The following is a 23990-nucleotide window of genomic DNA, read 5'->3' on the forward strand; positions in this document are numbered from 1 at the left end:
GTCATCCTCGACAATACGGGCCTACCTCGTATAGACGAGCCCGGCGGAACCTTCCTCGACCCAGCGGCCCTGCCGAGAAGCCATGACCAAGCCTGCGCGATACGACCGGATCGCCTTCGTCGCCAGCCCGAGCAACGAGGCGCAAGCCGCCTTTGGCCAGCTGACCAGGGACTATGGCAATTGCGATCCCGATGAGGCCGACGTGGTCGTCGCACTCGGCGGCGATGGGCTGATGCTGCAGACGCTGCACCACCATATGCGTACGGGAAAGCCGATCTACGGCATGCACCGCGGCACGGTCGGCTTCCTGATGAACGAGTACTCGACGCATGATCTGCGCCAACGGCTCGAGACGGCGCATGAATCCGAGATCAATCCGCTCTTGATGCGCGCGACCGACGTCAACGACCGCGTTCACCTGCACCACGCCATCAACGAGGTCTACTTATTCCGCCAGACCTCCCAGGCGGCGCGCTTGCGGATACTTATCGACGAGCGCGAACGCATGCCGGAGCTGATCGCCGATGGCATTATCGTCGCGACGCCGGCAGGCTCAACGGCCTATAACCTCTCCGCCCAGGGACCCATCCTCCCAATCAACGCCGCCCTGCTGGCGCTGACGCCAATCAGCGCCTTCCGGCCGCGGCGCTGGCGCGGCGCCCTCCTGCCCAATACCGCCTATGTCGTGATCGAGGTGCTGGAAGACGACAAGCGCCCCGTCGCAGCGGTCGCCGACCACGAGGAGGTGCGCAGGGTCCGGCGCGTCGAAGTGCTTTCGGACAAGAGCATCTCGATGCGGATGCTGTTCGACCCTGGCCACAGCCTGGAAGAGCGCATCCTGCGGGAGCAGTTCGGCTACTGAGTGTCCTGCCGCCCCAACCCTGGCCGCAACCCTTCGTTAACTCCCGGCACGATATGGTTAACGAAGGTTGACCCGCTTTTGGCCCGGGCGTCATGTTCCGTATCGACTTCAACAAGCTGCGCTTCCTCGTCTGCGACGACAATCCGCACATGCGCCGCATCCTGCGGACGCTGCTGCATTCGTTCGGCGCGCGCGAGGTCTATGAGGCCGAGGACGGCGCCACGGCGCTCGAAATGTACAGCCATTACGTGCCCGACATCGTCATCACCGACTGGGCCATGCCGATCTTCGACGGGCTCGAGCTCGCGCAGATGATCCGGCAGCCGGAATCCAAGGGCAATCCCTACGCACCGATCATCATGCTGACCGGACATTCGGAGAAACGTCGCGTCACGGTCGCGCGCGATGCCGGCGTCACCGAATTTCTGGCCAAGCCGATCTCGGCCAAGGGGCTCTATCAGCGTATCCTCAACGTCGTCGCCAATCCCCGCCCCTTCATCAAGACCAAGACCTATTTCGGCCCCGACCGGCGCCGCAACACCAACTCCGCCTATATGGGCCCGGAGCGCCGCGTCGGCGAAAAGCACGAGGTGCTGCAGCAGCCCTCGCTGCTCGACAAGGCCCGCTCCACCATCTAGCGCAACCGCTTCAGACGAGGCAGGCATCATGGCGAAGAACAGCGCAAAGGACATCGAGGTCAAGGCCTTCGCCACGCACCAGGTCATCACGCAGCCCAATCCGCTGCGCAAGGTCCTGCGCCGCGTCGAAGAAAAAGACCTCGACGACCCGGTCGCCCGCGCCGAGCAGGCGCTCGCGAGCCTCTCCGGCGAGTTCAAGGACTGGATGGCGATCGAGGCCCAGCGACTGTCCGCCGCCTGGACGGCCGTGCAGAACGACGGCTTCACGAAGAAACTGCGCGACGAGCTGTTTCACGCCGCGCATGACATCAAGGGGGATGCGGCGACATTCGGCTTTCCTTCAGCCGCAGGCATCGCCGAAAGCCTGTGCCGCGTCATCGAGCACGCGCCTGACCTGGAAAAGGTGCCGGCCGAGCTGTTCACGCACCACATCAACGCCATTCTCGCCATCGTGCACGAGAACACCAGGCTGGACAGGATCAGCGTCTCGGCCGAGCTCAGCCGCCGCCTGCGCAAGGTCGCCGATGATTATCTTGCCTACGTCAACCGCGACCGCCCCGAGCATCTCGAGGTGATCCTGGCGCCGAGCATCGCGCCGGCGGAATAAGGCCGAACTCTCTCCTCTCGTCATTGCGAGCGCAGCGAAGCAATCCAGACTGTCCCCGCGGAGGGATTCTCGATTGCTTCGCTGCGCTCGCAATGACGGAGCCTGTCTCTCTTCCGGCCCGCCTTGTCGCGAGCTTCGAACTACGCCGCAATCAGATCGTCATAGAGCGGATCGACCACATCATCCGCGACAATCTCGTCGCAGAACAGCCGTGCCTCTTCGCGCGCGGATTCAGTGGCGAAGCGGCGCAGCAGGACCATCAGCGGCTCGGTGGCGCCGCGATCGGACTCGCAATGGGTGAGCACGCGCTCGACCATGCGCCGGCGCAGCCGCGCCGCGCCGTCGTCGCTATCGACGAAGCCCTGCTCGTGGCAGGCATCGAGCGCGACCTGGAACGCCGCAAACGTCGCCTCCGGAAGCCCGGCGCGACGGAGCAGCGCGTGCACGCTGTTGCCGCCGCGCTCGTGCAGCAGCGCCGAGACGCGCGCCAGCGGCAGATCGGCGAGCTCGGCGAGTGCCGCATCGAACAAGCCCAGATTGCCGGACAGTAGTGCGCGCAGGATCAGGCCCGCGGTCAGCTGGCCGGTGACGCGCAAATGCCGGACCAGGCCCTGCATGTCATCGCCGCGCGAGCGCGCCGCGATGTTCATGGTGGAGCGATCGCGCGCCTCGATGGTGATGCGGTCCGCGCGCTCGGCGCTCAGCCAGTTCCGCGCCACGACGAATTGCGCCAGCGTCTCGGAGAGCTTTGCCACCAGCGCAGCACGCGTTGCGGCCGGCAGATCCTCCAGCACCAGCATCGCCTCGCGGATCGCGGCGAGATGACCGTGACGCTCGACGATCCGGTCCCAGGAGAACGGGGCGAGCTCGGCATGGGGATTCTCGATCAGCTCCAGCGCGGCAGCCGCGCAGCCGACTTCGGCGATCGCGGCGCACACCGACACCGGCAATGCGATGCGGCGGGCGACTGCGCATTGCACCTCCTCGCCGCCGGTCGCGACGATGTCGACGAGATCGGCGTCGATCAAGAGCGGGGAATGTTCGAGCACCGGCAGTGCGACTGTCGGCTGATCGGCCGACAGCGCCCGCACAATTGAGGCCGGCGCGTCGAGGCTGCGGGCAAAGGCTTCGGCCATCGCCTGCCGGACCAGCGGCGAGGCATCGTCGAGCAGCATCAGAAGCGCGCCTTCGGCGGCGATGCGATCGTCTGCAGAAAGGTCCGAGATCAGCCAGGCCCGGGCCAGCGCCCGTGTTGCCTCGGCCCGCTCGCCTGCGGGCGCCGTCCTGATCCAATGAATGAACTGCCGAACAATCATGCTGCTTCCGGCTTACACAACAAACGAAAAACGATGACGCTCGTCACCTGCAACACAAAATAAACCACGACGCTTAACAAAGCGTTCACCATAACTGGCTGGTTTTGTTGATGATTTGTTAAGGGAACAAAGCCGCCACGTGCGGCACACGCGACGAGCTCTCGCTGATCCTCCGTCATTGCGAGCGCAGCGAAGCAATCCAGGACTGTATCCGCGGAGAGATTCTGGATTGCTTCGCTGCGCTCGCAATGACGGTGTTGACGCAGCTGCGCACACAGTCTCGATCTTGTGCACGGACGTAACGCGGCGTCCGGAGCAAGAGCGAAGCTAGCTCGAGAACGTGCCGCTGCGATCACTGAAGAGATCGAGCGGTTGCGGCGGCCGCACGTCCGGCGTCGCCGCTGCGACCGAGGTGAGCGAGGCATTGTTGCCCCATAGTTTCTGCACCGTGGTCGAGACCGGCTGCGTGGCATCGCCGGGTTGATAGATCGAACGAAACACCGGCGTGCCCGTCGGATTGTCCGCGACATGTGTCGACGACGTCGCGCTGACGGGCGTCACTGTGCGGGCATTCGGGAAGGTCTGGAGATAGGCGGCGTTGTCCACGACAGGCGCAGTGGGCACCACTGCATTGGCACTCGCGACCTGCGTGGTCGAAGGCGTGGCGCCATACATCGCCATCGCGCTGCGGGTTACCTTTGAATTGGCCGCGCTGGCATAGCGGCTGTCCAGGACCGAATAGACCTCGGAGACGCTGCGGGCGCGGCCGTCCTTGGCGTAGAAGATCGGGCGGTTGGCGGCCGCCGCGTTGGGAAACAGCCGCGCGCCGACGGCTTGCGGATTGTCCTCGGCATTGGCGATCAATTTCGCCGCGCCGCGGACGCCCATGAAATGGGCCATGTAGAGTTCGCTGTCGCTCGGCCTGCGCCCGAGCAGGCCCGTGAGCTTGAAGCTGTTCGACTGCGTCAGCGCCGCGGCCATGGCGGAAGCGGCTTCGGGATCGTCGCGCAGCTTCATGATCGACCGCTTCTTGACGGGATCGTCGACGGTGTAGGTCCCCGATGACGTCCTGGTGATGGCGTCGGCGTAGCTGCCATAGCCGAGCTGGGCACCCGCTTCCTTCACCGTGCCGAGCCAGGTCTGGTCGATGAACTGGTAGAGCCCCTGCGCGGACGAGGTGGTGGCGGTGGCCGTCGGATTGAAGTCCGATTCCATCTTGGCCGTGGTCAGCATGTACTGGAAGCTGACGCCTGTGACGTTCGAGGCCTGCTTGATCGCACCGGCGACACGCGCGCGCGACGGATCAAGGCCGGCCGTCTGCGTGGCACTGAAACTGTCGATCGACATGGTGGAGGGCCCGCCCCGCGCGGCGCTGAGCGACGCCGGCAATTCGGCGCCCATCGTCTCACCGTGGGGCAGGTATGGTTAAGGCGGGGTTAACTGACGCTCCGCGTCATTCCGGGGCATGCGACAGCGCGAACCCGGAATGACAGGCTGCTACTTCCTGTAAACGTCGTTCGGATCGAACAGCCGGTCCGCCTCAGTGAAGACCAATCTCGCTCCCCCGCCCTCGGCCTCGACCTTGCGGTAGAAGCACGACCGCCGGCCGGTATGGCAGGCCGCGCCGATCTGCTCGATGCGGATCCAGACCGCATCCTGATCGCAATCGGTGCGCATCTCGACCACGCGCTGGATCTGACCCGACGTCTCACCTTTTCGCCACAACGCATTGCGCGAGCGGCTGAAATACCAGGCTTCGCCGGTCGCAATGGTCTTGCGCAGCGCCTCGTCGTTCATGTGCGCGACCATCAGCACGTCGCCGGTGGCGACGTCGGTGGCGACGACCGTCACGAGGCCAGCGGCATCAAATCTGGGCAGGAAGGCGAGGCCCTCCTCGATCTCATGGGAATGAGCGGACACAGCAACTCTCGCCGGTTTGTCGCGAGGTCAGCGCGTCGTGCCTCGCACCAGGGACAGGAAACGGGCCTGCTCCGCCGGATTGTCGCGGAACATGCCGGTGAAGCGGCTGGTGAAAGTAGAGGCGCCATGCTTGGCGACGCCGCGCACCGACATGCAGGTATGCTCGGCCTCGATCAGCACGGCAACGCCGCGAGGCTTGAGGACCTCGTCGATCGCGGCGGCGATCTGCGCGGTCAGGTGCTCCTGGGTCTGGAGCCGGCGGGCGAAGATGTCGGTCAAGCGGGCCAGCTTGGACAGGCCGACGACGCGCTCCACCGGCGTATAGGCGATGTGCGCCTTGCCGTAGAACGGCATCATGTGGTGCTCGCATTGCGAGGTGAACTCGATGTCGCGCACCAGGACGAAATCGTCATAGCCCGCCGTCTCGCCGAAGGTGCGGTCGAGCACCTCGGCCGGGCACTGGTGGTAGCCCTGATAGAGCTCGTCGAAAGCCTCGACGACGCGGCGCGGCGTGTCGAGCAGGCCCTCGCGCTCGGTGTTCTCGCCGATATAGGCGAGCAGCGTCTTCACCGCCGCTTCCGCCTCGGCGCGCGCGGGACGCGGCTGGTCGGCGCGGACGGCGGCCGCGAGGAATTCGGCAGGATCAAGCTCGGCCGGGCGGTTCTCGGGCTGCCGGTCGGAGGGCTTACCCGGGCGGATGGATTTGATTGCAGCGTCCATATCTTCTCCGTTCGACGGCCTAACGGCCGGAGTGTCACCGGCAGACGGGGCGGCCAAGCCGCCGGACGCCTGAACAGAACAGTTTCGGTGCAAAAGTCCCAAGGTCACAAAGCCGGCAGCGCAGATCTGGATCACCGCCACCGCTCCGCTGGACTGTTTTTCCACCAGTTCCGCCCCTATATAGGACCGTGGGCGGCGCCCGCCAAGGCCGATCCGGCTTGGAAGCGGGTGTGGACGCGTTGGACTCCATCACATGCTGAACGACATTTACAACAAGCGGATCATCGAGCTGGCCGGGAATATTCCGCGGCTCGGACGGTTGGCGGACCCCGATGCCTCCGCCACCGCCCATTCCAAGCTGTGCGGCTCGACCGTGAAGGTCGATCTTAAGATGAACGGGGATACCGTCACCGACTTCGCCCATGACGTGAAGGCCTGCGCTTTGGGCCAGGCCTCTTCATCCATCATGGCAAGTCACGTGGTCGGCTCGACTGCGAGCGAACTCCGTGAGTTACGCGAAACCGTTCGCAAGATGCTGAAGGACAATGGTGCGCCTCCTCAAGGAAAATGGGAGGAGATCAAGTTCCTCGAGCCGGTCCGCGACTACAAGGCGCGCCATGCCTCGACGCTTCTCACCTTCGATGCCGTGGTTGATGCCATCGGCCAGATCGAGGCCAGAACCAAGCAGCCGGCCGCAGCGCAAGGCTGACCCCCTCTCCGTCATTCCGGGCGAACTTGCGCACCCCAGGTACGCACTTGCTCACCAAGGTTCGCGCTGACGCGCGCCCCGGGATGACTACCGAGATTTAAGAGCTTACTTCGGCGCCGCCGCAGCAGCCGGTGTGGCAACACTACCGGTCGGCACCAGGGCTTCCGCCGTCTTGGTCGACTTGGAAGCCTGCTCCGGTTCCGCGCCGAACCTCGCCTGCGTCTTCGGTGCAAGCTCCGCCATTGCCGGCGCCGAGATATCCACGTGCGGGAGCACGTCAGCCACGAGATCGGTCGTAACCAGATTGGTGAGCTTGAGCTCGCCGGCATCGAGCTCGTGCAGGTCCTCCCAAGGCGGGACGCTGAGCGCAAGCGACAACAGATCCCCGGCGCCACCCATATCGAAGGTGTATTTGGCGAGGCGCCCGATGTCGCGCTCCACGATCATCAGGTCCTGCGCGCTATAGCTCGCCGCCTTGGCATCATCGGCGCGGTCGCCCATCCAGATCTGGTGAACCCGAACATGAGCGGCTTCCGGCACGTAACGCTTCTTGCCGGCCAGCAGCAGGAAGGCGCACATGGATTCGCAATACGCTTCCGGCGCGACGGCCGGCCGTGTCGACGGCCCGCCGCGGAGGCTCACGCCGACCGTGGTCAAAAGCCCGAGATTGCGGAAGCGCCGGCCGAGCGTGATCGCGTCATTGACGGAGCCGCCGCTGGAATCGAGCACTACGGTGGCGCCGCCGAGCTGGCGGCCGCGCGAAAACTCTTCGAATTCTTTGGGCGTATCGGCGGTGATGATGCCGACCGCGCTGATCCAGCCGCGGCAGTTCGGCTCGCAGGCGACCCAGCTGAACTTCATCGGCAGCTTGCGCTCTTCGAGGGCAGCGCCGGCGCGGGCCGACGATCCGAATGTTGCGACAGCGCCAGCCAGCGCGACTCCGCAGACGGCGGTTCCCACCAGCAACCAGCCGCGAAGTTTAAGGGAGTTCAGAAGTCTCAATCTGGTTCCTTCCCCAAGCCCCAAAGCCCCAAGGTCCCCAAACAATCCCCGGTGGCGCTACCTGAGTCCATCATACAGGCGTATGTTTCTACACACGACCGTCATAAAAATGGTATCCGGGCGAATACAGATCGTCCACAGATACTTGCTGCACTGCTCCCAAAAAACACGCAAAATATGGCGTGGAAACAACAACTTATGGTTCCCTGCACCGGAACCGGGCAAAGCTTCGCTCAACATCGCAGCACAACGCACATGAAGCATTCAGCTTGCGAGCATTGTTCCAGTTCCGTCGATGGTGTGCTCCGGCTGCCGCGCAGATTCGGCCGTGCACTGATCTGGCTGTATCGCCACACGCTGTCACCTCTGGTCGGTTACAATTGCCGGCACCTGCCGACCTGCTCCGTCTATGGCGATGAGGCAATCGAACGGTTCGGGCTGTGGGCCGGCGGCTGGATGACGCTCGCGCGCCTGCTCCGTTGCCATCCCTTCGGCACGTCCGGCATCGACAACGTGCCTCTCACGGCGCCCAAAGGCGCACGCTGGTATCTCCCCTGGCGCTATGGCCGCTGGCGCGGAGTTAACGCGTCCTGACCTGCGGTGCTCTGAACAGCGCCGCCCTGACCGGAACCTTAGACTTTCCGCCCGCGTTGTCTTGATGCTCCCCACGGGAGGAAACAACAATGCGCTGGAAAATCAGCCCGCATTTTCACGCTAAGCCCCGTCCGAATCTCGATCACAGGGCGCACGATCCAAGAACCATCGACCTGCTCGCCATCATCGCTTTGCTTGCGCTCGTCCTCGGCTCAGGCTGGTATCTTGAGAGGAGCCTTGCGACACAGCCGAGCACGACGACGTTCATCGTGCCGAGCCAGAGCGTGCATTGGTAGTCACCGGAACCAGTAGAACCGTCCCTGTGATGGAGGGATCGACTCCGGCGGTCGTAGCCGCTTCGGGCGCGGCGGCTTTGGCGCCGGCTCGGCGGCCGAAGTGGTCTCTGCAGCCGGTGCGGTCTCGCTGCCCGGCACCTTCACCGCCAGCAGCAAATTCGATTCACGCATGCGCCAGCGATAGCCGACGCCGAAATCGATCGGCTGGGCGCGCGTGAACAGCTCGGCGTAGCGCTCCTGGTAGCGGCCGGGGAATTCGTCGATGGGACCAAGATAGCGGCCGAACGGGAAGAACCGCCATTGCCGTGCATTGTAGTTCGCAAGCGGAATGCCGGAATCGTCCTGGATGATGGTGGCGCTGTTGGCGAGCAACCAGTCGCGTGCGACGGTGAAATTGCCGGAGTGCAACAGGTAGGACGCACTCTTGAGCAGGCTGTTGCCGGGCCCGAGCGTCTCGCAGAATTTCAGGAAGCCCGTGGCACGTGCGCCGGAATTTGAGAGGTCGGTCGCGAAATAATACAGCGTACGCGCTTCCCCGTCGCTGCCGGCAAAGCTGATGCGGACGCCGCGCGTCGCGTTCCGTCCGGGATTGTCGCCGCCGACATGTAGCCCGCCCTTGTCGTCGAGCGCGACCATCTCGACGTTGCGGATGGTCTTGCCGGAGCGGGCGAGGAAGACATAGAGGATCGGCAGGGTGCCGTTGACCTGGTTGGCGCTCAGGTCGACCTTCATCTGCTTGGTGATGAAGAACGAGAAGCTCAGGATCGAGCCAAGCGAGCGTTCGACGTTATAGAGCGCAGCGCCGACCGAACCGCGCGGCAGCCGCGTCAAATCGGGGACCGCGCCGACCGGCTCCAGCGCGCCGAGCACGTAGGTGCTGGCTTTGGGATAGAAGGTGTTGGCGTAGAGGAAATCGGGGCCGCTGAACAAATAGAACATGGTCGGTCGGGGCGCGGCCAGATTGAGGTCGGCCCAGCTGCGGATCTTCGAGAGCTGACGCTGCTCGAGCTGAGCGAAGGCGCCGTCGAAGAATTTGGCGTGACGCTGCCAGGCCGGGTCCCTGGTGAGCGGCACCAGCGGCGAGTCCGCCGAAGGCTGCATGCCCGCAAGGAAGCGCGCCGTGTCATCGAAGGTGACGTCTGCGGCACGCGCGGACGAGACGGCCGCAGCCAGGAGGACGAAAGCAACGGCCGCAATTCTCAGGGGGCGGAGCATGTCTATTCGCGATGCGGTGATGCGGCAGCGACGACGGGCCGCCTGCGGAAAACAGCGTAAATCAAAAGGCCGGAGAGCATGACGAGCATTCCCGACAGCGACTGAAGCGGCCGCTCCGTCAGAAGGTAGTACATCATGAACGCGGTCACGAGCAGAAACACGAGCGGCGTGAACGGGTATCCCCAGGTGCGATAGGGCCGCGGCAGATCGGGATCGGTGATCCGCAGCTTGATGACGCCGGCGACCGTGAAGAACGAGCAGAACAACAGCGCGAACTGGATGAAATCGAGCACCGCCTCGAAGCTGCGCGTGAACAACAGAAGATTGGCGATGGCCAGTTGGAACAGGATGGCATAGGCCGGCGCGCCGCTCACGGACCGCTTGGAGAAAACGCGCAAGGCGGGAATGTCCTCCCCCATCGTCATCATCACGCGCGGGCCGATCCACATCATCGCGCTGATCGAAGAGATCAGACCGAAGCAAATCATGGCGCCGACGATCCGACCGCCGAGGGTGCCGAAGATCGCCGTGCCGGCGACACTGGCGACGTCGAGCTGGCCGGCGAGCGCGCTGACCGGCGCCGAATGGAGAAATACCGCGTTCAGCGCGACATACAGCACGAGCACGATCAGCGTGCCCGCGAGCAGCGCGCGCGGCAGGTTCCGTTGCGGCGTCTTCATCTCGCCGATGATGTAGGTGGCGGCATTCCAGCCCGAGAACGAATACATCACGAAGACGAGCCCGATGGCGAACGGCGCGCTGACGATGTGAGCGATATCGCCGGGCTGCGGCGTGAAGCTGATCGGCTGCGGCACGGCGATGACGAAGCCGGCGACCAGGAAGCCGACGATCAGCACGACCTTGAGGACGGTCGAGATCAACTGGAACGTGGATGAGTGCCTGACGCCGGTCAGTTGCACCAGCGAAACCAGCCACACCACGCCGATGGCGAGCGGAATCGCCGGCAGATCGGGTACGACCGACTTGGCATATTCCCCGAACGCCATCGCGGCGAGCGCGACCGGCGCCGCGAAGCCGACCGTGGCCGACACCCAGCCGGCGAGGAAGCCGAAGGCCGGGTGATAGGCACGGCCGAGGAAATTGTACTCGCCGCTCGAGCGCGGAAACATCGCGCCCAACTCGCTGTACGCGAACACACCGCACAGCGCGACGACGCCGCCGACCGTCCAGAGCAGCAGGATCGAGAAGCCGGACGGGATGTCCTTGACCTGGAAGCCGAGGCTGGTGAAGACGCCGACCCCGATCATGTCGGCGACGACGATGGCGGTGGCGACCGGAACGGAGACCCCGGCCCCCCTCCCGGTCAGCCGGTCCGTCCAGGGCGGGGTACCCGCATCTGATGCCGTCATCGGGGTCCTTAACCTCAGGCGCTTCGCCTAATGGCCGATCGTGCACTTTGGCCCAGTCAATTCAAGCAGGGTTAACAAGGGTTAAATGAGGCAACGGAGGTAGGTACCTGACCACCGCCTAGGCGCTTCTTTGGACGATGTCTCTGGATGCACCCGGGATTGTCCGTTCCGCTCCCCCACAATCAGGACACGATTGCATGGTCCTTTCGAGCGTTCCGGATGTGGGGAAGTTTCTCCGGACGCTTAACGTCGCCTAAACGCCAGTCGGCTCAATTGTTTCAAGTTTGCCGATGGACGTGTGACTTGGACGTGTGACCTGGGACGTAAGACTTGGGTCGTGACTTTGGGGTCATGGGTGGATGGCCGGGGCCGCTCCTAAACTGAGAGCTGATGATCGTGCCGATCGGACAATGTCCGGTCGGCATGATCGTGCGCTCCGGGCCGGTCTAATCTCAGTCATGGTGCCGTTGTCGCTGACGCTGGTTCAATGCGGCAAGGCGCCGGATCCGGCGGCGCTGGCGGCGAACTCCCAGGCGAATGTCCAGGTGGTCGCCAAGACCAATTCGCAGAGCTCGAACGCGCGCGTGGCAAGCGGCGACAGGTTCGAGGATCGCTTCCCTGCCCCGCAGTTTAAGGAGCGCTTTCCCTCGGCGAGTGAGAGCTTCCTGCAGCGGCAGATGTCGGACTTCTCGCCCAAGCGCGCCGTGCAGTCTCAGCCGGAGCAGGCGTCCTACAAGGTGGCCTCGCTCGAGCCGCAAGTGCCGTACAAGCGCCCCGCCCGCGAGGATCTGACGACACTCGTCAGCATGAAGTCGTCGGCCTTTCCCTACTTCGGCAACAACCCCGCCTCCGACGCGCCCTTCCTCAACATCTCCAAGGGCGACCGCCGCGGCCACCGCAGCTATTCCGGCCGCGTCTACTGGCAGGACGAGACCTACAGCGACAGCCGCGTGCTGGTGCACGTGCCCGAGCATTTCGACCTGCGCAAGCCGGGCGTGATCGTGGTGTTCTTCCACGGCAATGGCGCAACGCTCGAGCGCGACGTCCGCGACCGGCAGATGGTGCCGAAACAGGTCACCGATTCCGGCGCCAATGCGATCCTGCTCGCGCCGCAGATGGCGGTCGACGCCGCCGATTCCAGCGCCGGAAAATTCTGGCAGCCGGGCGGCTTCAAGCGCTTCATGGCGGAATCGGCCGACCATCTTGCGCGCCTCACCGGCGATCCCAACAGCGCGCGCGCCTTCGCCAACATGCCGATCGTGATCGTCGGCTATAGCGGCGGCTTCCTGCCGACGGCGTGGAGCCTCGAGGTCGGCGGCATCAGCGACCGCGTGCGCGGCGTGGTGCTGCTCGATGCGGTCTATGGCGAGATGGACAAATTCGCGTCCTGGATCGAGAACCACCGTTCCGGCTTCTTCGTCAGCGCCTACACCCGCCACACCGCGCGGCGCGACCGCGAGCTGATGAGCATGCTCCGCCAGAAGGGCATCAGCGTCGCCGAGGACATGGACGGGCCGCTACGACCCGGCAGCGTGGTGTTCGTGGAGACCGGCGAGGGCATCACCCATCGCGACTACGTCACGCGCGCTTGGACGCGCGATCCGCTCAAGGACGTGCTGGTGAAGATGGCGGCGACGCCGTCGCTCGCGCTGACGCGCGTCGCCTCCACAAATCCCTAACCGGGATATCAGTTCCCAATATCAGTTCCTGGGCAGCTTCGGAATGCTCTCGGCAAAGCCGTTGAAGCAGGCCAGCCGCTCGTCCTCTTCCTTGACGAAGCGGCAGTCGGCATAGCCCTTGGCCTTGGCCGGCTTCGGCTTCGGCGCCGGCGGGATCACGGCGTCGTAGCAGTTGAGGCGATCCTTGGTGCCGTCGTCGATTTCGAGGCAGGTCTGGAGGCGGACCGCGATCGATTGCGGCTTGCCCTTTGGAGCGGCGACAGCCTCCTTGGCGCCTTTCGGCTTGACCTGCACCAGCGGCTTGTCCCCCACCATGGGTGGCTTCTCGGTCTGCGCAAATGCGGAGGCTGAATAGAGCACCGCGGCAACCGCCAGAATCATCCTCATCTCAGTCAACTCTCTTTGATCCCCACGCCGGCCTTCTACCGCTCCCGCGCGAGGTTTGCCAAGCGCCTTGCGCGCACGACCTGCTGCGTTCAGGCGGTGGCGGCAGCCGCCCGCCTGGGCCGGGTCACGACCACCAGGATCAGTGCCAGCACGACGAAACCGACCGCGACGAAGCCGAGCGTGTGCAGGAGCTCGCGGGCGAACAGCAAGCCGCCGACCGCGGAGCCGACCGCCTGGCCGATATAGAGGACGGATGTGTTGAGGGCGACGGTGGCCGACGCCAGCGGCGGCGCAGCCGCGACCAGCCGCACCTGCTGCATCGAATTGGTCGAGGCGAAGCCAAGGCCCCAGATCGTCACCGCGCCCGCCATCATGACGAGCGAGCCGGCGCCGAGGGCCCACCCGCTCATCCCGGCAAGCAGCAGGCAGGTGAACAGCAACGAGGTGCGATAGGGCCCCGCAGTGTCGACGATGCGGGTGGCGACGACGACGCCGAGGAAGCCGCAGATCCCGTACAGCGCGAAGACCAAGCCGATCGCATCGGGGCCGGCGCCAGTGAGCTTGTTGAGCAGCGGGCCCATATAGGTGAACACGACGAACTGCCCCGACATTTGCAGCATCGTGATCGCGAGCAGCAGCAGGATCGTCCTGCTTCGGCCGACGGCGGCCCATGTCTTCAGATCGACCGGTGCGCCCTGCAGGCCCGCCGGCAGACGCAGCAGCAACAGCAGCAAGCTGACGCAGCTGAGCGCGCCGACCCCGCCATAGGCCGCGCGCCAGCCGTAGCGGCTGGCGATAAAGGTGATGAGCGGCAGGCCGACGGCGGCTGCGAGCGACCAGCCGAGGAAGAGGTACGCAATGGTGCTGCCGCGCCGTTCCGCCGGCACGATCAGCGCAGCCGTGCCGGCCGCCTGCGGCGTATAGAGCGAGCCGACTGCGAGCATGGCGAGCCGAATGATCAGCAGGCTGGTGTAATCGGGCGCAAGCGCGGAGGCGAGATTGCCGAGTGCGAGCACCGCCAGCGTCGTGGCGAGCAGGATCCGCCGTTCGATGCGGCTGGTCAGCCACGCCGTCAGCGGCGAGCCGACGCACAGCGTCACCGCGCCGAAGGTGATCAGGAGCCCGGCCGCGTGGATGCTGATCCCGAGCCCCGCCGACAATTCCGGCAGCATGCCCGCCGGTGCCAAGACCGAGCAGCCGGTCACGAGATTGCCGAGCATCAGGGCGGTTGGCGCGAAACGGCCGGCGGCTGGGGCGCTTTTCATGCAAACGCATGTAGCGGCGGCCTGCGACCGGTTAAAGGGTACAACGTCAAATAGTTGCGGGCTCCGCCCCCGGATTTGCGCGCCACTTTCTTGGAAATGCCGGATTGCGCAGGCCGAATCGCCTGATATATCGCTCGTTCCCGCTTACCTGCGCTCGTTCGCAGGAGTGAGCCCCAGGAGAAAAGCAATGTCCGACCAGCCCAAATCCGAGTCCGGCTTCCAGTACAGCCTCTCCAATTTGAAGCCCGTGACCCCCGCCGCCAAAGTCACCCTCACCTTCCCCGACGGCGCCAAGCGCCAGTTCGACAAGGGCATCACCGGCCTCGATATCGCCAAGGGCATCTCGCCGTCGCTGGCCAAGCGCACGGTCGCCATGGCGCTCGACGGCGCGCTTGCCGATCTCAACGATCCGATCGAGGCCGACGCTAGAATCGAATTCGTCAATCGCGACGACCCGCGCGCGCTCGAATTGATCCGGCACGACTGCGCACACGTGCTGGCCGAAGCGGTGCAGACGCTGTGGCCGGGAACCCAGGTCACGATCGGCCCTGTGATCGAGAACGGCTTCTATTACGACTTCTTCCGCAACGAGCCGTTCACGCCGGAAGACTTTGCCGCGATCGAGAAGAAGATGCGCGAGATCATCGCGCGCGACAAGCCTTTCACCAAGGAAGTCTGGGACCGCGAAAAGACCAAGCAGGTGTTCCGCGACAAGGGCGAGGCCTTCAAGGTCGAGCTGGTCGACGCGATTCCCGGCACCGAGCCGATCAAGATCTACTACCAGGGCGACTGGTTCGACCTCTGCCGCGGCCCGCACATGACCTCGACCGGCAAGGTCGGAGGCGCCTTCAAGCTGATGAAGGTGGCCGGCGCTTATTGGCGCGGCGATTCCAACAACCCGATGCTGACGCGCATTTACGGCACAGCCTTCGCCAAGCAGGAGGACCTCGACGCTTACCTGAAGCAGATCGAGGAAGCCGAGAAGCGCGACCATCGCAAGCTCGGGCGCGAGCTCGACCTCTTCCACTTCCAGGAGGAAGGTCCGGGCGTCGTGTTCTGGCATCCGAAGGGCTGGACCATCTTCCAGCAGCTGATCGCCTATATGCGCCGTCGCCTGACCGGCGATTACAGCGAAGTCAACGCGCCGCAGATCCTCGACAAGGTGTTGTGGGAGACCTCGGGCCATTGGGGCTGGTATCGCGAGAACATGTTCGCGGCGCAATCGGCCGGCGACGAGGCCGAGGACAAGCGCTGGTTTGCGCTCAAGCCGATGAACTGCCCCGGTCACGTCCAGATCTTCAAGCACGGCCTGAAGAGCTATCGGGACCTGCCCTTGCGCCTCGCCGAGTTCGGCGTGGTGCATCGCTACGAGCCCTCCGGCGCCATGCACGGCCTGATGCGCGTGCGCGGCTTCACCCAGGACGACGCGCACATCTTCTGCACCGAGGATCAGCTCGCCGAGGAGTGCCTGAAGATCAACGATCTGATCCTGTCGACCTATGCCGATTTCGGCTTCACCGGCGACCTCACGGTGAAGCTCTCGACCCGGCCGGAGAAACGCGTCGGCACCGATGCGATGTGGGATCACGCCGAGCGCGTAATGGCGACGGTGCTGCGCGAGATCCAGTCGCAGAACAATCACATCAAGACCGAGATCAATCCGGGCGAAGGCGCGTTCTATGGGCCGAAGTTCGAATACGTTCTGCGCGATGCCATCGGCCGCGACTGGCAGTGCGGCACCACGCAGGTCGACTTCAACCTGCCGGAGCGGTTCGGCGCCTTCTACATCGACCATGACGGCGGCAAGAAACCGCCGGTGATGGTGCACCGCGCGATCTGCGGCTCGATGGAGCGCTATATCGGCATCCTGATCGAGCACTATGCCGGCAACTTCCCGCTCTGGCTCTCGCCGGTGCAGGCGGTTGTCACCACCATCACCTCGGAAGGCGACGAATACGCCAAGGTGGTGCTGGAGCAGGCGCGGCGCGCCGGGCTTCGGGCCGAGATCGACCTGCGCAACGAAAAGATCAACTACAAGGTCCGTGAGCACTCGCTGGCCAAGATCCCGGCCCTGCTCGTGGTCGGCAAGAAAGAGGCTGAGACGCATTCGGTCTCGGTCCGCCGGCTCGGCAGCGACGGCCAGAAGGTGATGACCACGGCCGAGGCGATCGCCGCCCTGGTCGACGAGGCGACGCCGCCGGATGTGAAGCGAATGCGCGGCGCCGCTTGATCCTGAAATCGATCTAAATTCGCTTCCGGTTGCGGGCGTGCATGCTTATCTCGGCATGGCACGCCCGCCGACCATTTGAAGAGGATATCGCAGTGCCCGATGCCATCGAACTCCTGAAGACCCGCCGCTCGGTCAAGCCGCGCGAGATGACGGGGCCCGGCCCGTCGGCGGCCGAGCTCGAGACCATCCTCACCATCGGGGCGCGCGTGCCCGATCACGGCAAGCTCGCGCCCTGGCGCTTCATCATCTTCGAGGGCGAGGCCCGGCTACGTGCCGGCGAGGTGATCGCGCGGGTCTTCGCCAGGAAGAATCCGGGGGCGCCGGCGGCCGACGTCGAGACCGAGCGCAAGCGCCTAATGGACGCACCGCTGGTGATCGGCATCGTCAGCTTCACCAAGCCGCATCCGAAGGTGCCGGCGTTCGAGCAGGAATTGTCGGCGGGCGCCAGCGCCATGAACATCGTCACCGCCGCCACCGCACTCGGCTACGGCGCCTGCTGGCTGACCGGCTGGTTCTCTTTCGACCGCGACGTGCTCGACGGCCTCGGCCTCAAGCCGGATGAGAAGCTCGCCGGCTTCATTCATATCGGCACGCCGACCAAGCCGAACGAGGACCGTCCGCGCCCGTCACTTTCGGACATCGTGACGCGATTTTAATCGATGTTGTGTTGACGCATCGAGCCTCTTGCGGCTTTGATCCCGCCGAGGGAGGAAGGTGCGGATGAGACGCCGTGAATTTCTGGTCGGGGCCGCGATGCTCGCCGGCACGATGGCGCGAAGCCGGGCCGCGGACATCCCCGCCCCCTCGCCCGACGGGCTCGACCGCATCACCGCGTACTTCGACAATGAGGTGGCAAGCGGCCGGCTGCCGGGCGCGGTGATCCTCGTTCAGCAGCACGGCAAGCCGGTCTACCTGAAGTGCTTCGGCGTGCGCGACACCAGGAGCGGCGTCGCGATGACGCCGGACACGATCTTTGCCATCCACTCCATGACCAAGCCGATCACGTGCCTTGGCGCGATGATGCTGATCGACGACGGCAAGCTTGCGCTGACCGACCCCGTATCGAAATACGTCCCGCTGTTCGCCGGGACCAAGGTGGGCCGCGAGGTGACCCTGCCCGGCGGCACGGTCGAGCTGGACCTCGACCCACCGGACCGCCCCGTCAACATCGAGGATCTGCTGCGGCATACTTCGGGCATCAGCTACGATTACATCGGCAGCGAATGGGTCGAGCACGCCTACAAGATGGCCAACATTTTCGCGGGCCATTTCGACAACAGGGAATTCGCCGATCGCATCGCCAAGCTGCCGCTGGCGCGGCAGCCCGGAACGCTGTGGCGCTACGGCCATTCCACCGACGTGCTCGGCAGCGTCATCGAGATCATCTCGGGCCAGACGCTGTACGACTTCCTGAAAGCCCGCATCTTCGATCCGCTCGGCATGAACAGCACCAAATTTACGCTCGCGACCGAGGACGAGCTGGCGCGGATGGCGCGGCCGCTGCCGAGCGACTCAATCCTGCTCGCCGGCGAGCGCGACCGCCTGGACCATCCAGAATGGCAGTCGGGCGGCGGCGGCCTCCTCTCGACCATCACCGACTATCAGCGCTTCTCGCAGATGCTGCTCAACGGCGGCGAGCTCGAGGGCAGGCGCTATCTCAGCCCCGCCGCGTTCAAGGCCATGACGACCGATCAGATCGGGCCGGGCTCCGGCGTCGGACGCGACTATTTCTATTTTCCAGGCGACGGCTTCGGCTACGGCTACGGCCTTGCGGTGCGCACCGATCCCGGCAATGCAAAACCGCCGCCGCCGGGCTCGCTCGGCGAATTGAAATGGGACTCGGGGAGCGGCACCTATTTCGGCGTCGATCCCAAGCTCGACATGGTCTACGTCATGATGCAGCAGACCCAGAACGAGCGCGGCCGCATCACCCCCGCGTTCAAGGCGCTGGTCTACGATTGCTATCCGCCCGCGTTACGCCGCCCGTGAGGTGCGCTGGCCGAAATCGGCGAGGAGCTTTCCGAGCTCGGCCGCCGGCCGCGCGGCGCTGAACAGAAATCCCTGCACCTCGTTGCAGCCTTCGGCGCGCAGCCAGTCGAGCTGATCCTCGGTCTCCACGCCCTCCGCGGTCGTGGTGATGTTGAGGCTGCGCCCCAAACCCGAGATCGCGCGCACGATCGCACCGCAGTCGGGCCGCTCAGCCAGATCCTTGACGAAGGAGCGGTCGATCTTGATCTTGTCGAACGGAAAGCTGCGGAGATAGCTCAGGCTGGAATAGCCGGTGCCGAAATCGTCCATGGAAATGCCGACGCCGAGCTCGCGCAACTGGTGCAAGGTGGCGACATTGGCGTCGGTCTCGGCCAGGAAAATCGACTCAGTGATCTCGAGCTCGAGCCGCTTCGGCGACAGGCCGGACTGCGCTAGGGCCGAGATCACGACCTGGACCAGGTTGCGGCTGCGGAATTGTGCCGGCGACAGGTTGACGGCGACCTTGACGTCGACGGGCCATTTTACCGCCTCGGTGCAGGCTTCGCGCAGCACCCATTCGCCGAGCTGGGTGATCAGGCCGATGTCTTCGGCGACGGGGATGAACTCCGCAGGCGAGATCATGCCCTTGTCCGGATGACGCCAGCGCAGCAGCGACTCGAAGCCGGAGATGCGGTCAGAGGCGATCGACACCAGCGGCTGATAGTGCAGCTCGAACTCGCCGTTGGCGAACGCCCGGCGCAGATCCAGCTCCATGTCGCGGCGCCTCTGCGCCTGGAGGTCCATCTCACGCTCGAAGAAGTGGTGCACGCCGCCGCCGTCGGCCTTGGCCCGGTACAGCGCCATGTCGGCATTGCGCATCAACTCTTCCGGCGTGGTGCCATCGCCCGGCGACAGCGCGATGCCAACGCTGGCGCCGATCACCATCTCCTGTCCGTCGACGTCGTAAGGCGCCTTGAGCATGTCGATCAGCAGGGAGGCACAGGCGCTGGCCTCGTTCGGCGAGACGTCGGCAGCCAAGATGACGGCGAACTCATCGCCGCCGAGCCGCGCGGCGAGATTGGTGCCGCGGACCGCTATGGTCAGGCGCTCGGCGACCTGCTTCAACAGGCGATCGCCCACCGGATGACCGAAGGAATCGTTGATGTTCTTGAACAGGTCAAGATCGATGTAGAGCACGCCGACCCGTTTTCCCGCGGCCTGGTCCAGCGCCTGCTTCAGGCGCTCCTGGAAGTGCTCGCGGTTCGGCAGGTCGGTGAGCCCGTCATGATGGGCCATATAGGCGATGCGCGCTTCGGCCTTGCGTCGTTCGGTGATGTCGACCACCGCCACCAGATAGCCGTCGCGCTCGTCGAAGGCGACGCGACGGCCGAAGGTGAGCACCTCGATCTCGCTGCCGTCGGCGCGCAGGTGTCGCCAATTGCGCGAGGAGTGGTAGGCGTCGCCGAGGCGCTCCAGCGCCGCGGCGTGGCTGTCCCACTCGTCCTCCGGCCATATCTCGTGCAGCTTCATGCGCAGGAAGGTCGCGCGGCTGTAGCCGTAATGCTGGACCGCGGCGTCGTTGACGCTGAGGAACTCCTTGGTCTCTGCGTCGAACACCCACATCGGCATTGGATTGTTGTCGAACAGGAGGCGGAACGAGGCATCGCGCCGCTTCAGGACGGTGACATCGGAGATGGTCAGCGAGACCACGTCGGCAAAGGCCGTGGCGCTGAGCCTGAGGTAGCGTCCCTCGCTCTCCAGCTCGAGCTGCTCGCAGCGGCTGCCCGAAACGGCCTTGAGCAGGAATTCCATCACCTCGGGGAAAGCCAGCAGCGTGCCGCCTTCGCCGATCCGCCGCCACAACAGGCTTGCGCCTGCAACCTTCAGCAGCTCACCCGCGCTCTTGTTGTGGTGCACGACCTGAAGGTCGAACGGCTTGCCGGCGGCATCGCGCAGCGTCGCCAGGAAGACCACCGCGTCGTCGGTCGCGGAAAAGATGGCGTCGAGGAGATTGTATTGCGCGCCGCGCTCGTTGACATAGGCGCCGATCAGCGTCGCGCCCCAGCGCGAGGACGTCGGCAGCGCCAGCACGTCGTAGGTCCTGACCATGCCGTCGCGCACGCAATGCGCGCTCGCCCGGTGCGGCCGTCCGGCCGCCAGCGCGCTCGCCGCCGCTTCCGACAGCGCCGTGGCGCAATCGGGCGACAGCTCGGCTAGGGGAATGTCCCAGCGCTCCTCGCCGAGCCATTTCTGCACGTAGCGTCCGCTGCGCGACAGTTCGAGCACGCCATCGTTCTTCAAGAGCGCGATGTGGTCGGCGAGCCGTCCGAGACTGCCGAGCATGACGTCCTCGTAACGCGGCAACCGCTCACCCGGCTTCAACGCCGCACGCCATTTGCGCTGAAGCACCGGGATGTCGTCGAACATTTCGGCGGCCGGTTTGCCCGGCATCTTCTTCGCGGCAGTCATTGCAGTCCCCAACGCACTTTCCCGCCGCATCCAATGCAGGCGCGCTTAACGACGTGTAAAAAGCGCGCAGGCGTGGGTTCCATTCGGTGATTATGACAGTTTTAAGTCAGGTGTTGGTTAGTGGGCGTTAGAGACTGTGACGGTTGCGCGAAGGCGATGCTCTCGTGTCCCGGACGCGACGCGTAAGCGGTGCGGCGCAGAGCCGGGGCACGAGAGCGGAGCTTTGGCGCGCACCTGCCTCAACACCTTCATTGCGAGCGCAGCGAAGCAATCCAGAATCCCTCCGCGGATACATTTCTGGATTGCTTCGCTGCGCTCGCAATGACGGAGTGTGTGGTGGGCAGCGCCGTTCTTCAATTCGCATTTCGCTCGCGGACACGCTTCCGCATCCTCGCGGCTCATTTCGCCCGAGCTTTGCCTGTCGTCCGACCCTCAATTGAAAGAGGGCGCAGGGAAGACCGGGTGCCGGCCGGGCACCCACGGTCCACTGTGCGAAAGGTGGCAACGAAGAATTTGCACAGCGGCATACAGGTGAAGCCAAACATCCGGCCTTCCCTGCGCAGTGGCTTTACGGCTTATGTCGTGCTCTCCCCGGGGAGCGATGCACTATTGCCCCCGTCGCCCCGCGGATGGCTGACGCGTGGGCCCGGTTGGGCCGCTCACATCATCACAAGACTTGGCGCACAGACCCCGGGCGCCAGGACCACACGATTTTGCCGTACGCCGATGACACCGGTCGTATGCGCGAGGTCTTTGCTCACGGCTCTCCGCCCTGCAAAGCCTTTCGCGCCAACGCCATCAGCGTCCACCGCCCCTCGGCCCGCGTTCGTGACGATCGCGATACGCCCCTCTTCCTTGGGCCGGGTTGCGCGAGACATACGCGATTTCCGAATTTCGGTAAAGCGGAATATTTTGGGCCGTGTGCGTTGACCTAGCGCTCGCGTGTTTTGCCCGTCGGGCAACGCAAGGGATGGTGGCCTACCCCGCTAATCCTCGCTGGAGGCCGCCGAGCGGTTGCGCAAATAGGCCTGGGACAGCAGGAAGAACAACGCGCGTTCGCCCTGATATTTGGCGGACGGGCGCGTGCGCGCGAAGCCGTCGGCAAATATCTTGCCGGACTGGTCGCACACCTGCCACCGCCAGCCGAACCGCTTGCGCCTGGTGAGGATCACTTCGAACATGTCGACAAGCCTGGTCCCCTGCTCCATGCCGGTCCTGCAAGGCATGAGCCTGCTCCGGCTTCCCCCGTTGGACGGACGCCAGACATATAGCGCAGCAGGATGGAAAGAGAATAAAATTGATTATCGGAAATACGTACCGTCCACGATCGTAAGCAAGACGCGCTGCTGCTGGAATAAGCCGATGCCGCCGGTGTTTGCTGGCCCCTGCACGTAATGATGACGCTACCAGTGTTCACAACAGAACACAGAGAGGGGTCCGAGGTTACCTGGCAGAAACCCACTGACGGTGACGGTAACAGAAGATGCACATCCGTGCGCGCGATGAGAATCGTCGTGCCGGAGCCTCTCGCCGCCGGCTGCCCTTAGCGCGCGATGACCTCGACTTCGCCGTCGACGCCGTTGACGACGTTGAATCCGCGCTCGTAGACCTTGCCCTCGTTCTTGGCGATGGCGCGGTACTCGCCTTCGGACAGCACGACGCGCGGGAACGCGCCGATCGATTCCTTGATGACGTCGCCGCCGGGGGTCAGCACCGACCAGGCGGTGTTGGCGAGCGCCTCGCCGCCCCTGTCGCTGACCAGCTTGAGCGTGATGACGGCGGCGCGGTGGGTGATGGTGACGTCGGTGAGCTTGCCGGCCTGGACGCGGATGTCCGAGCGCACCACCGAATTGGCATCGCCGTAGTTGGAGACGATGTAATAGGTGCCCTCCGGGATCAGCACGACGTCGCCGGCGGCGACGTTCGGCACCAGGGAAGCGCGCTCGCCGGATTCGAACTGGCTGCCCTTGTAGATCGCGAATGAGATCTGGTTCTGCGGAATGCGGCTGGTGCCGACGCGGCCCTCGATGCGCAGGCCGCCGGCCGGCAGCACGAAGGATTCGCGATTGGTCTCGGACTTCAGGCTGACGGTGCGCACCGCGCTGACGAGGCCGAAGGCGACGTGGACGACATAATTGCCGGGCGGCAGCACGATGTTCGGCGTCCCGCTGCGGTCCTCGCGGATCAGCTTGAAGGTGCCGTTCTCGTCGGGCCGGTCGGCAAACACGCGCCAGACCAGGCCGCTGGTGATCGGGGCCGAGTCCTTGCCGTACTTCGCCGTCAGCGACAGCACGCCCTGTCCGGGCACGGTCGCATTCAGCGGGGCGGCGGGCGGCACGGTCGAGACAGCGGGCGGTGGCATGCTCGGGGTCGCCGGCTGCATCAGGGTCGGCGGCAGGCTTGGCGGTCCCGCGCCCAGCCCGGAGGGCGGCGCCAGGCTGACAGCGTTGCCTGGGTCGGGCACCGAGGCCGGCGGTACCGGCGGCGGACGATCCGAGAAAAGTTGCGCCTGGGCGGCATTTCGGCCGGAAGTCAAGAGGCATACGGCAAGGATCAGCGCCGGCAGCAGCCTGCCGCTGCGCCGCCATCCGCTGATGCCGTCACCCCCGCGTGTCATGGTCCCTGCTTTTCACCGAAAACGCGGCAAATTCAAGCCTCTGAAACCCCAGGAAATACGGCCCTGGACCTTCGGTGGAACCGGCTTGACGGCTGCGTGATTAGTCCCGTGGCAACCGGCCCTCGC

General features: G+C 64.9%; 22 protein-coding genes. 10 read left to right on the plus strand and 12 right to left on the minus strand.

Features of this window, described 5'->3' with window-relative positions:
• The first annotated feature begins 82 nt into the window (after positions 1-82).
• From N2605_RS21370 to N2605_RS21380, 3 genes are all read left to right on the plus strand, one after another.
• Positions 83-862, plus strand: coding sequence for an NAD kinase (locus N2605_RS21370; protein ID WP_036010536.1), 780 nt, complete (start codon positions 83-85; stop codon positions 860-862).
• Between the two features lie 92 nt (positions 863-954).
• Positions 955-1500, plus strand: coding sequence for a response regulator (locus tag N2605_RS21375; RefSeq protein WP_011088265.1), 546 nt, complete (start codon positions 955-957; stop codon positions 1498-1500).
• A gap of 28 nt (positions 1501-1528) precedes the next feature.
• Positions 1529-2107: an Hpt domain-containing protein gene (locus N2605_RS21380; protein ID WP_036027715.1), complete on the plus strand. Its 579-nt coding sequence runs from the start codon at positions 1529-1531 to the stop codon at positions 2105-2107.
• 140 nt (positions 2108-2247) lie between these two features.
• Here the strand turns inward: N2605_RS21380 and N2605_RS21385 are convergent, their stop codons facing one another.
• The 4 genes from N2605_RS21385 to folE form a co-directional block, all read right to left on the minus strand.
• Complete coding sequence (locus tag N2605_RS21385; protein ID WP_036027716.1) at positions 2248-3423, minus strand: DUF2336 domain-containing protein; 1176 nt, start codon at positions 3421-3423, stop codon at positions 2248-2250.
• A gap of 327 nt (positions 3424-3750) precedes the next feature.
• Positions 3751-4824 (minus strand): transglycosylase SLT domain-containing protein, encoded by a 1074-nt coding sequence (locus N2605_RS21390; RefSeq protein WP_085972297.1) that lies wholly within the window; start codon positions 4822-4824, stop codon positions 3751-3753.
• Between the two features lie 96 nt (positions 4825-4920).
• Entirely contained in the window at positions 4921-5343 is a 423-nt protein-coding gene (hisI, locus tag N2605_RS21395; RefSeq protein WP_036027717.1) for a phosphoribosyl-AMP cyclohydrolase, read from the minus strand.
• Positions 5344-5370: 27 nt separating this feature from the next.
• A complete protein-coding gene (gene folE, locus N2605_RS21400) occupies positions 5371-6063 on the minus strand; it encodes a GTP cyclohydrolase I FolE (protein WP_036027718.1) in 693 nt (230 codons plus the stop codon).
• Between the two features lie 253 nt (positions 6064-6316).
• On the opposite strand from folE, the gene N2605_RS21405 reads away from it, so the two are divergent.
• On the plus strand, positions 6317-6772 hold the full coding sequence (locus N2605_RS21405) for an iron-sulfur cluster assembly scaffold protein (protein WP_036027719.1): 456 nt from the start codon (positions 6317-6319) through the stop codon (positions 6770-6772).
• Positions 6773-6877: 105 nt separating this feature from the next.
• Here N2605_RS21405 and N2605_RS21410 read toward each other — a convergent pair whose 3' ends face one another.
• Positions 6878-7774, minus strand: a complete 897-nt coding sequence (locus tag N2605_RS21410; RefSeq protein WP_036027720.1) for a COG3904 family protein — start codon at positions 7772-7774, stop codon at positions 6878-6880.
• Positions 7775-8029: 255 nt separating this feature from the next.
• Between N2605_RS21410 and yidD the strand changes: the two genes are divergently transcribed.
• Positions 8030-8368: a membrane protein insertion efficiency factor YidD gene (gene yidD / locus N2605_RS21415; protein WP_036027721.1), complete on the plus strand. Its 339-nt coding sequence runs from the start codon at positions 8030-8032 to the stop codon at positions 8366-8368.
• Between the two features lie 89 nt (positions 8369-8457).
• Entirely contained in the window at positions 8458-8664 is a 207-nt protein-coding gene (locus N2605_RS21420; RefSeq protein WP_036027722.1) for a hypothetical protein, read from the plus strand.
• Here the strand turns inward: N2605_RS21420 and N2605_RS21425 are convergent, their stop codons facing one another.
• Both N2605_RS21425 and N2605_RS21430 read right to left on the minus strand, forming a co-directional pair.
• Positions 8665-9879 (minus strand): hypothetical protein, encoded by a 1215-nt coding sequence (locus N2605_RS21425; protein WP_085972298.1) that lies wholly within the window; start codon positions 9877-9879, stop codon positions 8665-8667.
• Between the two features lie 2 nt (positions 9880-9881).
• Positions 9882-11249 (minus strand): APC family permease, encoded by a 1368-nt coding sequence (locus N2605_RS21430; protein ID WP_036027723.1) that lies wholly within the window; start codon positions 11247-11249, stop codon positions 9882-9884.
• Between the two features lie 359 nt (positions 11250-11608).
• Here N2605_RS21430 and N2605_RS21435 point away from each other — a divergent pair, with 359 nt between their 5' ends.
• Positions 11609-12928, plus strand: a complete 1320-nt coding sequence (locus tag N2605_RS21435; protein WP_225124852.1) for an alpha/beta hydrolase — start codon at positions 11609-11611, stop codon at positions 12926-12928.
• A gap of 21 nt (positions 12929-12949) precedes the next feature.
• Here the strand turns inward: N2605_RS21435 and N2605_RS21440 are convergent, their stop codons facing one another.
• Positions 12950-13315 carry a hypothetical protein gene (locus N2605_RS21440; protein WP_036027737.1) on the minus strand — a complete coding sequence of 122 codons (366 nt, stop codon included), beginning with the start codon at positions 13313-13315 and terminating at the stop codon, positions 12950-12952.
• Between the two features lie 89 nt (positions 13316-13404).
• Positions 13405-14580 (minus strand): MFS transporter, encoded by a 1176-nt coding sequence (locus N2605_RS21445; RefSeq protein WP_074448151.1) that lies wholly within the window; start codon positions 14578-14580, stop codon positions 13405-13407.
• 187 nt (positions 14581-14767) lie between these two features.
• On the opposite strand from N2605_RS21445, the gene thrS reads away from it, so the two are divergent.
• From thrS to N2605_RS21460, 3 genes are all read left to right on the plus strand, one after another.
• Complete coding sequence (thrS, locus tag N2605_RS21450) at positions 14768-16810, plus strand: threonine--tRNA ligase (protein ID WP_050996028.1); 2043 nt, start codon at positions 14768-14770, stop codon at positions 16808-16810.
• Positions 16811-16902: 92 nt separating this feature from the next.
• On the plus strand, positions 16903-17466 hold the full coding sequence (locus N2605_RS21455; protein WP_036010490.1) for a nitroreductase family protein: 564 nt from the start codon (positions 16903-16905) through the stop codon (positions 17464-17466).
• 64 nt (positions 17467-17530) lie between these two features.
• The gene (locus N2605_RS21460; RefSeq protein ID WP_036027746.1) at positions 17531-18799 is read left to right on the plus strand and encodes a serine hydrolase domain-containing protein; all 1269 of its coding nucleotides are present in this window, start codon (positions 17531-17533) and stop codon (positions 18797-18799) included.
• Here the strand turns inward: N2605_RS21460 and N2605_RS21465 are convergent.
• From N2605_RS21465 to N2605_RS21475, 3 genes are all read right to left on the minus strand, one after another.
• Positions 18785-21247 carry a putative bifunctional diguanylate cyclase/phosphodiesterase gene (locus N2605_RS21465; RefSeq protein WP_036027750.1) on the minus strand — a complete coding sequence of 821 codons (2463 nt, stop codon included), beginning with the start codon at positions 21245-21247 and terminating at the stop codon, positions 18785-18787. The genes N2605_RS21460 and N2605_RS21465 overlap by 15 nt on opposite strands.
• 986 nt (positions 21248-22233) lie before the next feature.
• Positions 22234-22473 (minus strand): hypothetical protein, encoded by a 240-nt coding sequence (locus tag N2605_RS21470; protein WP_225185566.1) that lies wholly within the window; start codon positions 22471-22473, stop codon positions 22234-22236.
• Positions 22474-22790: 317 nt separating this feature from the next.
• Complete coding sequence (locus tag N2605_RS21475) at positions 22791-23864, minus strand: hypothetical protein (protein WP_260342912.1); 1074 nt, start codon at positions 23862-23864, stop codon at positions 22791-22793.
• Positions 23865-23990: the final 126 nt, after the last annotated feature.

The sequence above is a fragment of the Bradyrhizobium yuanmingense genome, assembly GCF_025200905.1.
GTDB lineage: Bacteria > Pseudomonadota > Alphaproteobacteria > Rhizobiales > Xanthobacteraceae > Bradyrhizobium > Bradyrhizobium yuanmingense.

Coding starts and splice junctions, on each gene's coding strand:
- N2605_RS21425 (WP_085972298.1), bottom strand. CDS start 9,879: ATGCTCCGCCCCCTGAGAATTGCGGCCGTTGCTTTCGTCCTCCTGGCT.
- N2605_RS21380 (WP_036027715.1), top strand. CDS start 1,529: ATGGCGAAGAACAGCGCAAAGGACATCGAGGTCAAGGCCTTCGCCACG.
- N2605_RS21370 (WP_036010536.1), top strand. CDS start 83: ATGACCAAGCCTGCGCGATACGACCGGATCGCCTTCGTCGCCAGCCCG.
- N2605_RS21375 (WP_011088265.1), top strand. CDS start 955: ATGTTCCGTATCGACTTCAACAAGCTGCGCTTCCTCGTCTGCGACGAC.
- thrS (WP_050996028.1), top strand. CDS start 14,768: ATGTCCGACCAGCCCAAATCCGAGTCCGGCTTCCAGTACAGCCTCTCC.
- N2605_RS21470 (WP_225185566.1), bottom strand. CDS start 22,473: ATGCCTTGCAGGACCGGCATGGAGCAGGGGACCAGGCTTGTCGACATG.
- N2605_RS21475 (WP_260342912.1), bottom strand. CDS start 23,864: ATGACACGCGGGGGTGACGGCATCAGCGGATGGCGGCGCAGCGGCAGG.
- N2605_RS21405 (WP_036027719.1), top strand. CDS start 6,317: ATGCTGAACGACATTTACAACAAGCGGATCATCGAGCTGGCCGGGAAT.
- N2605_RS21445 (WP_074448151.1), bottom strand. CDS start 14,580: ATGAAAAGCGCCCCAGCCGCCGGCCGTTTCGCGCCAACCGCCCTGATG.
- yidD (WP_036027721.1), top strand. CDS start 8,030: ATGAAGCATTCAGCTTGCGAGCATTGTTCCAGTTCCGTCGATGGTGTG.
- N2605_RS21385 (WP_036027716.1), bottom strand. CDS start 3,423: ATGATTGTTCGGCAGTTCATTCATTGGATCAGGACGGCGCCCGCAGGC.
- N2605_RS21430 (WP_036027723.1), bottom strand. CDS start 11,249: ATGACGGCATCAGATGCGGGTACCCCGCCCTGGACGGACCGGCTGACC.
- folE (WP_036027718.1), bottom strand. CDS start 6,063: ATGGACGCTGCAATCAAATCCATCCGCCCGGGTAAGCCCTCCGACCGG.
- N2605_RS21435 (WP_225124852.1), top strand. CDS start 11,609: ATGGCCGGGGCCGCTCCTAAACTGAGAGCTGATGATCGTGCCGATCGG.
- N2605_RS21460 (WP_036027746.1), top strand. CDS start 17,531: ATGAGACGCCGTGAATTTCTGGTCGGGGCCGCGATGCTCGCCGGCACG.
- N2605_RS21390 (WP_085972297.1), bottom strand. CDS start 4,824: ATGGGCGCCGAATTGCCGGCGTCGCTCAGCGCCGCGCGGGGCGGGCCC.
- N2605_RS21465 (WP_036027750.1), bottom strand. CDS start 21,247: ATGACTGCCGCGAAGAAGATGCCGGGCAAACCGGCCGCCGAAATGTTC.
- N2605_RS21420 (WP_036027722.1), top strand. CDS start 8,458: ATGCGCTGGAAAATCAGCCCGCATTTTCACGCTAAGCCCCGTCCGAAT.
- N2605_RS21440 (WP_036027737.1), bottom strand. CDS start 13,315: ATGAGGATGATTCTGGCGGTTGCCGCGGTGCTCTATTCAGCCTCCGCA.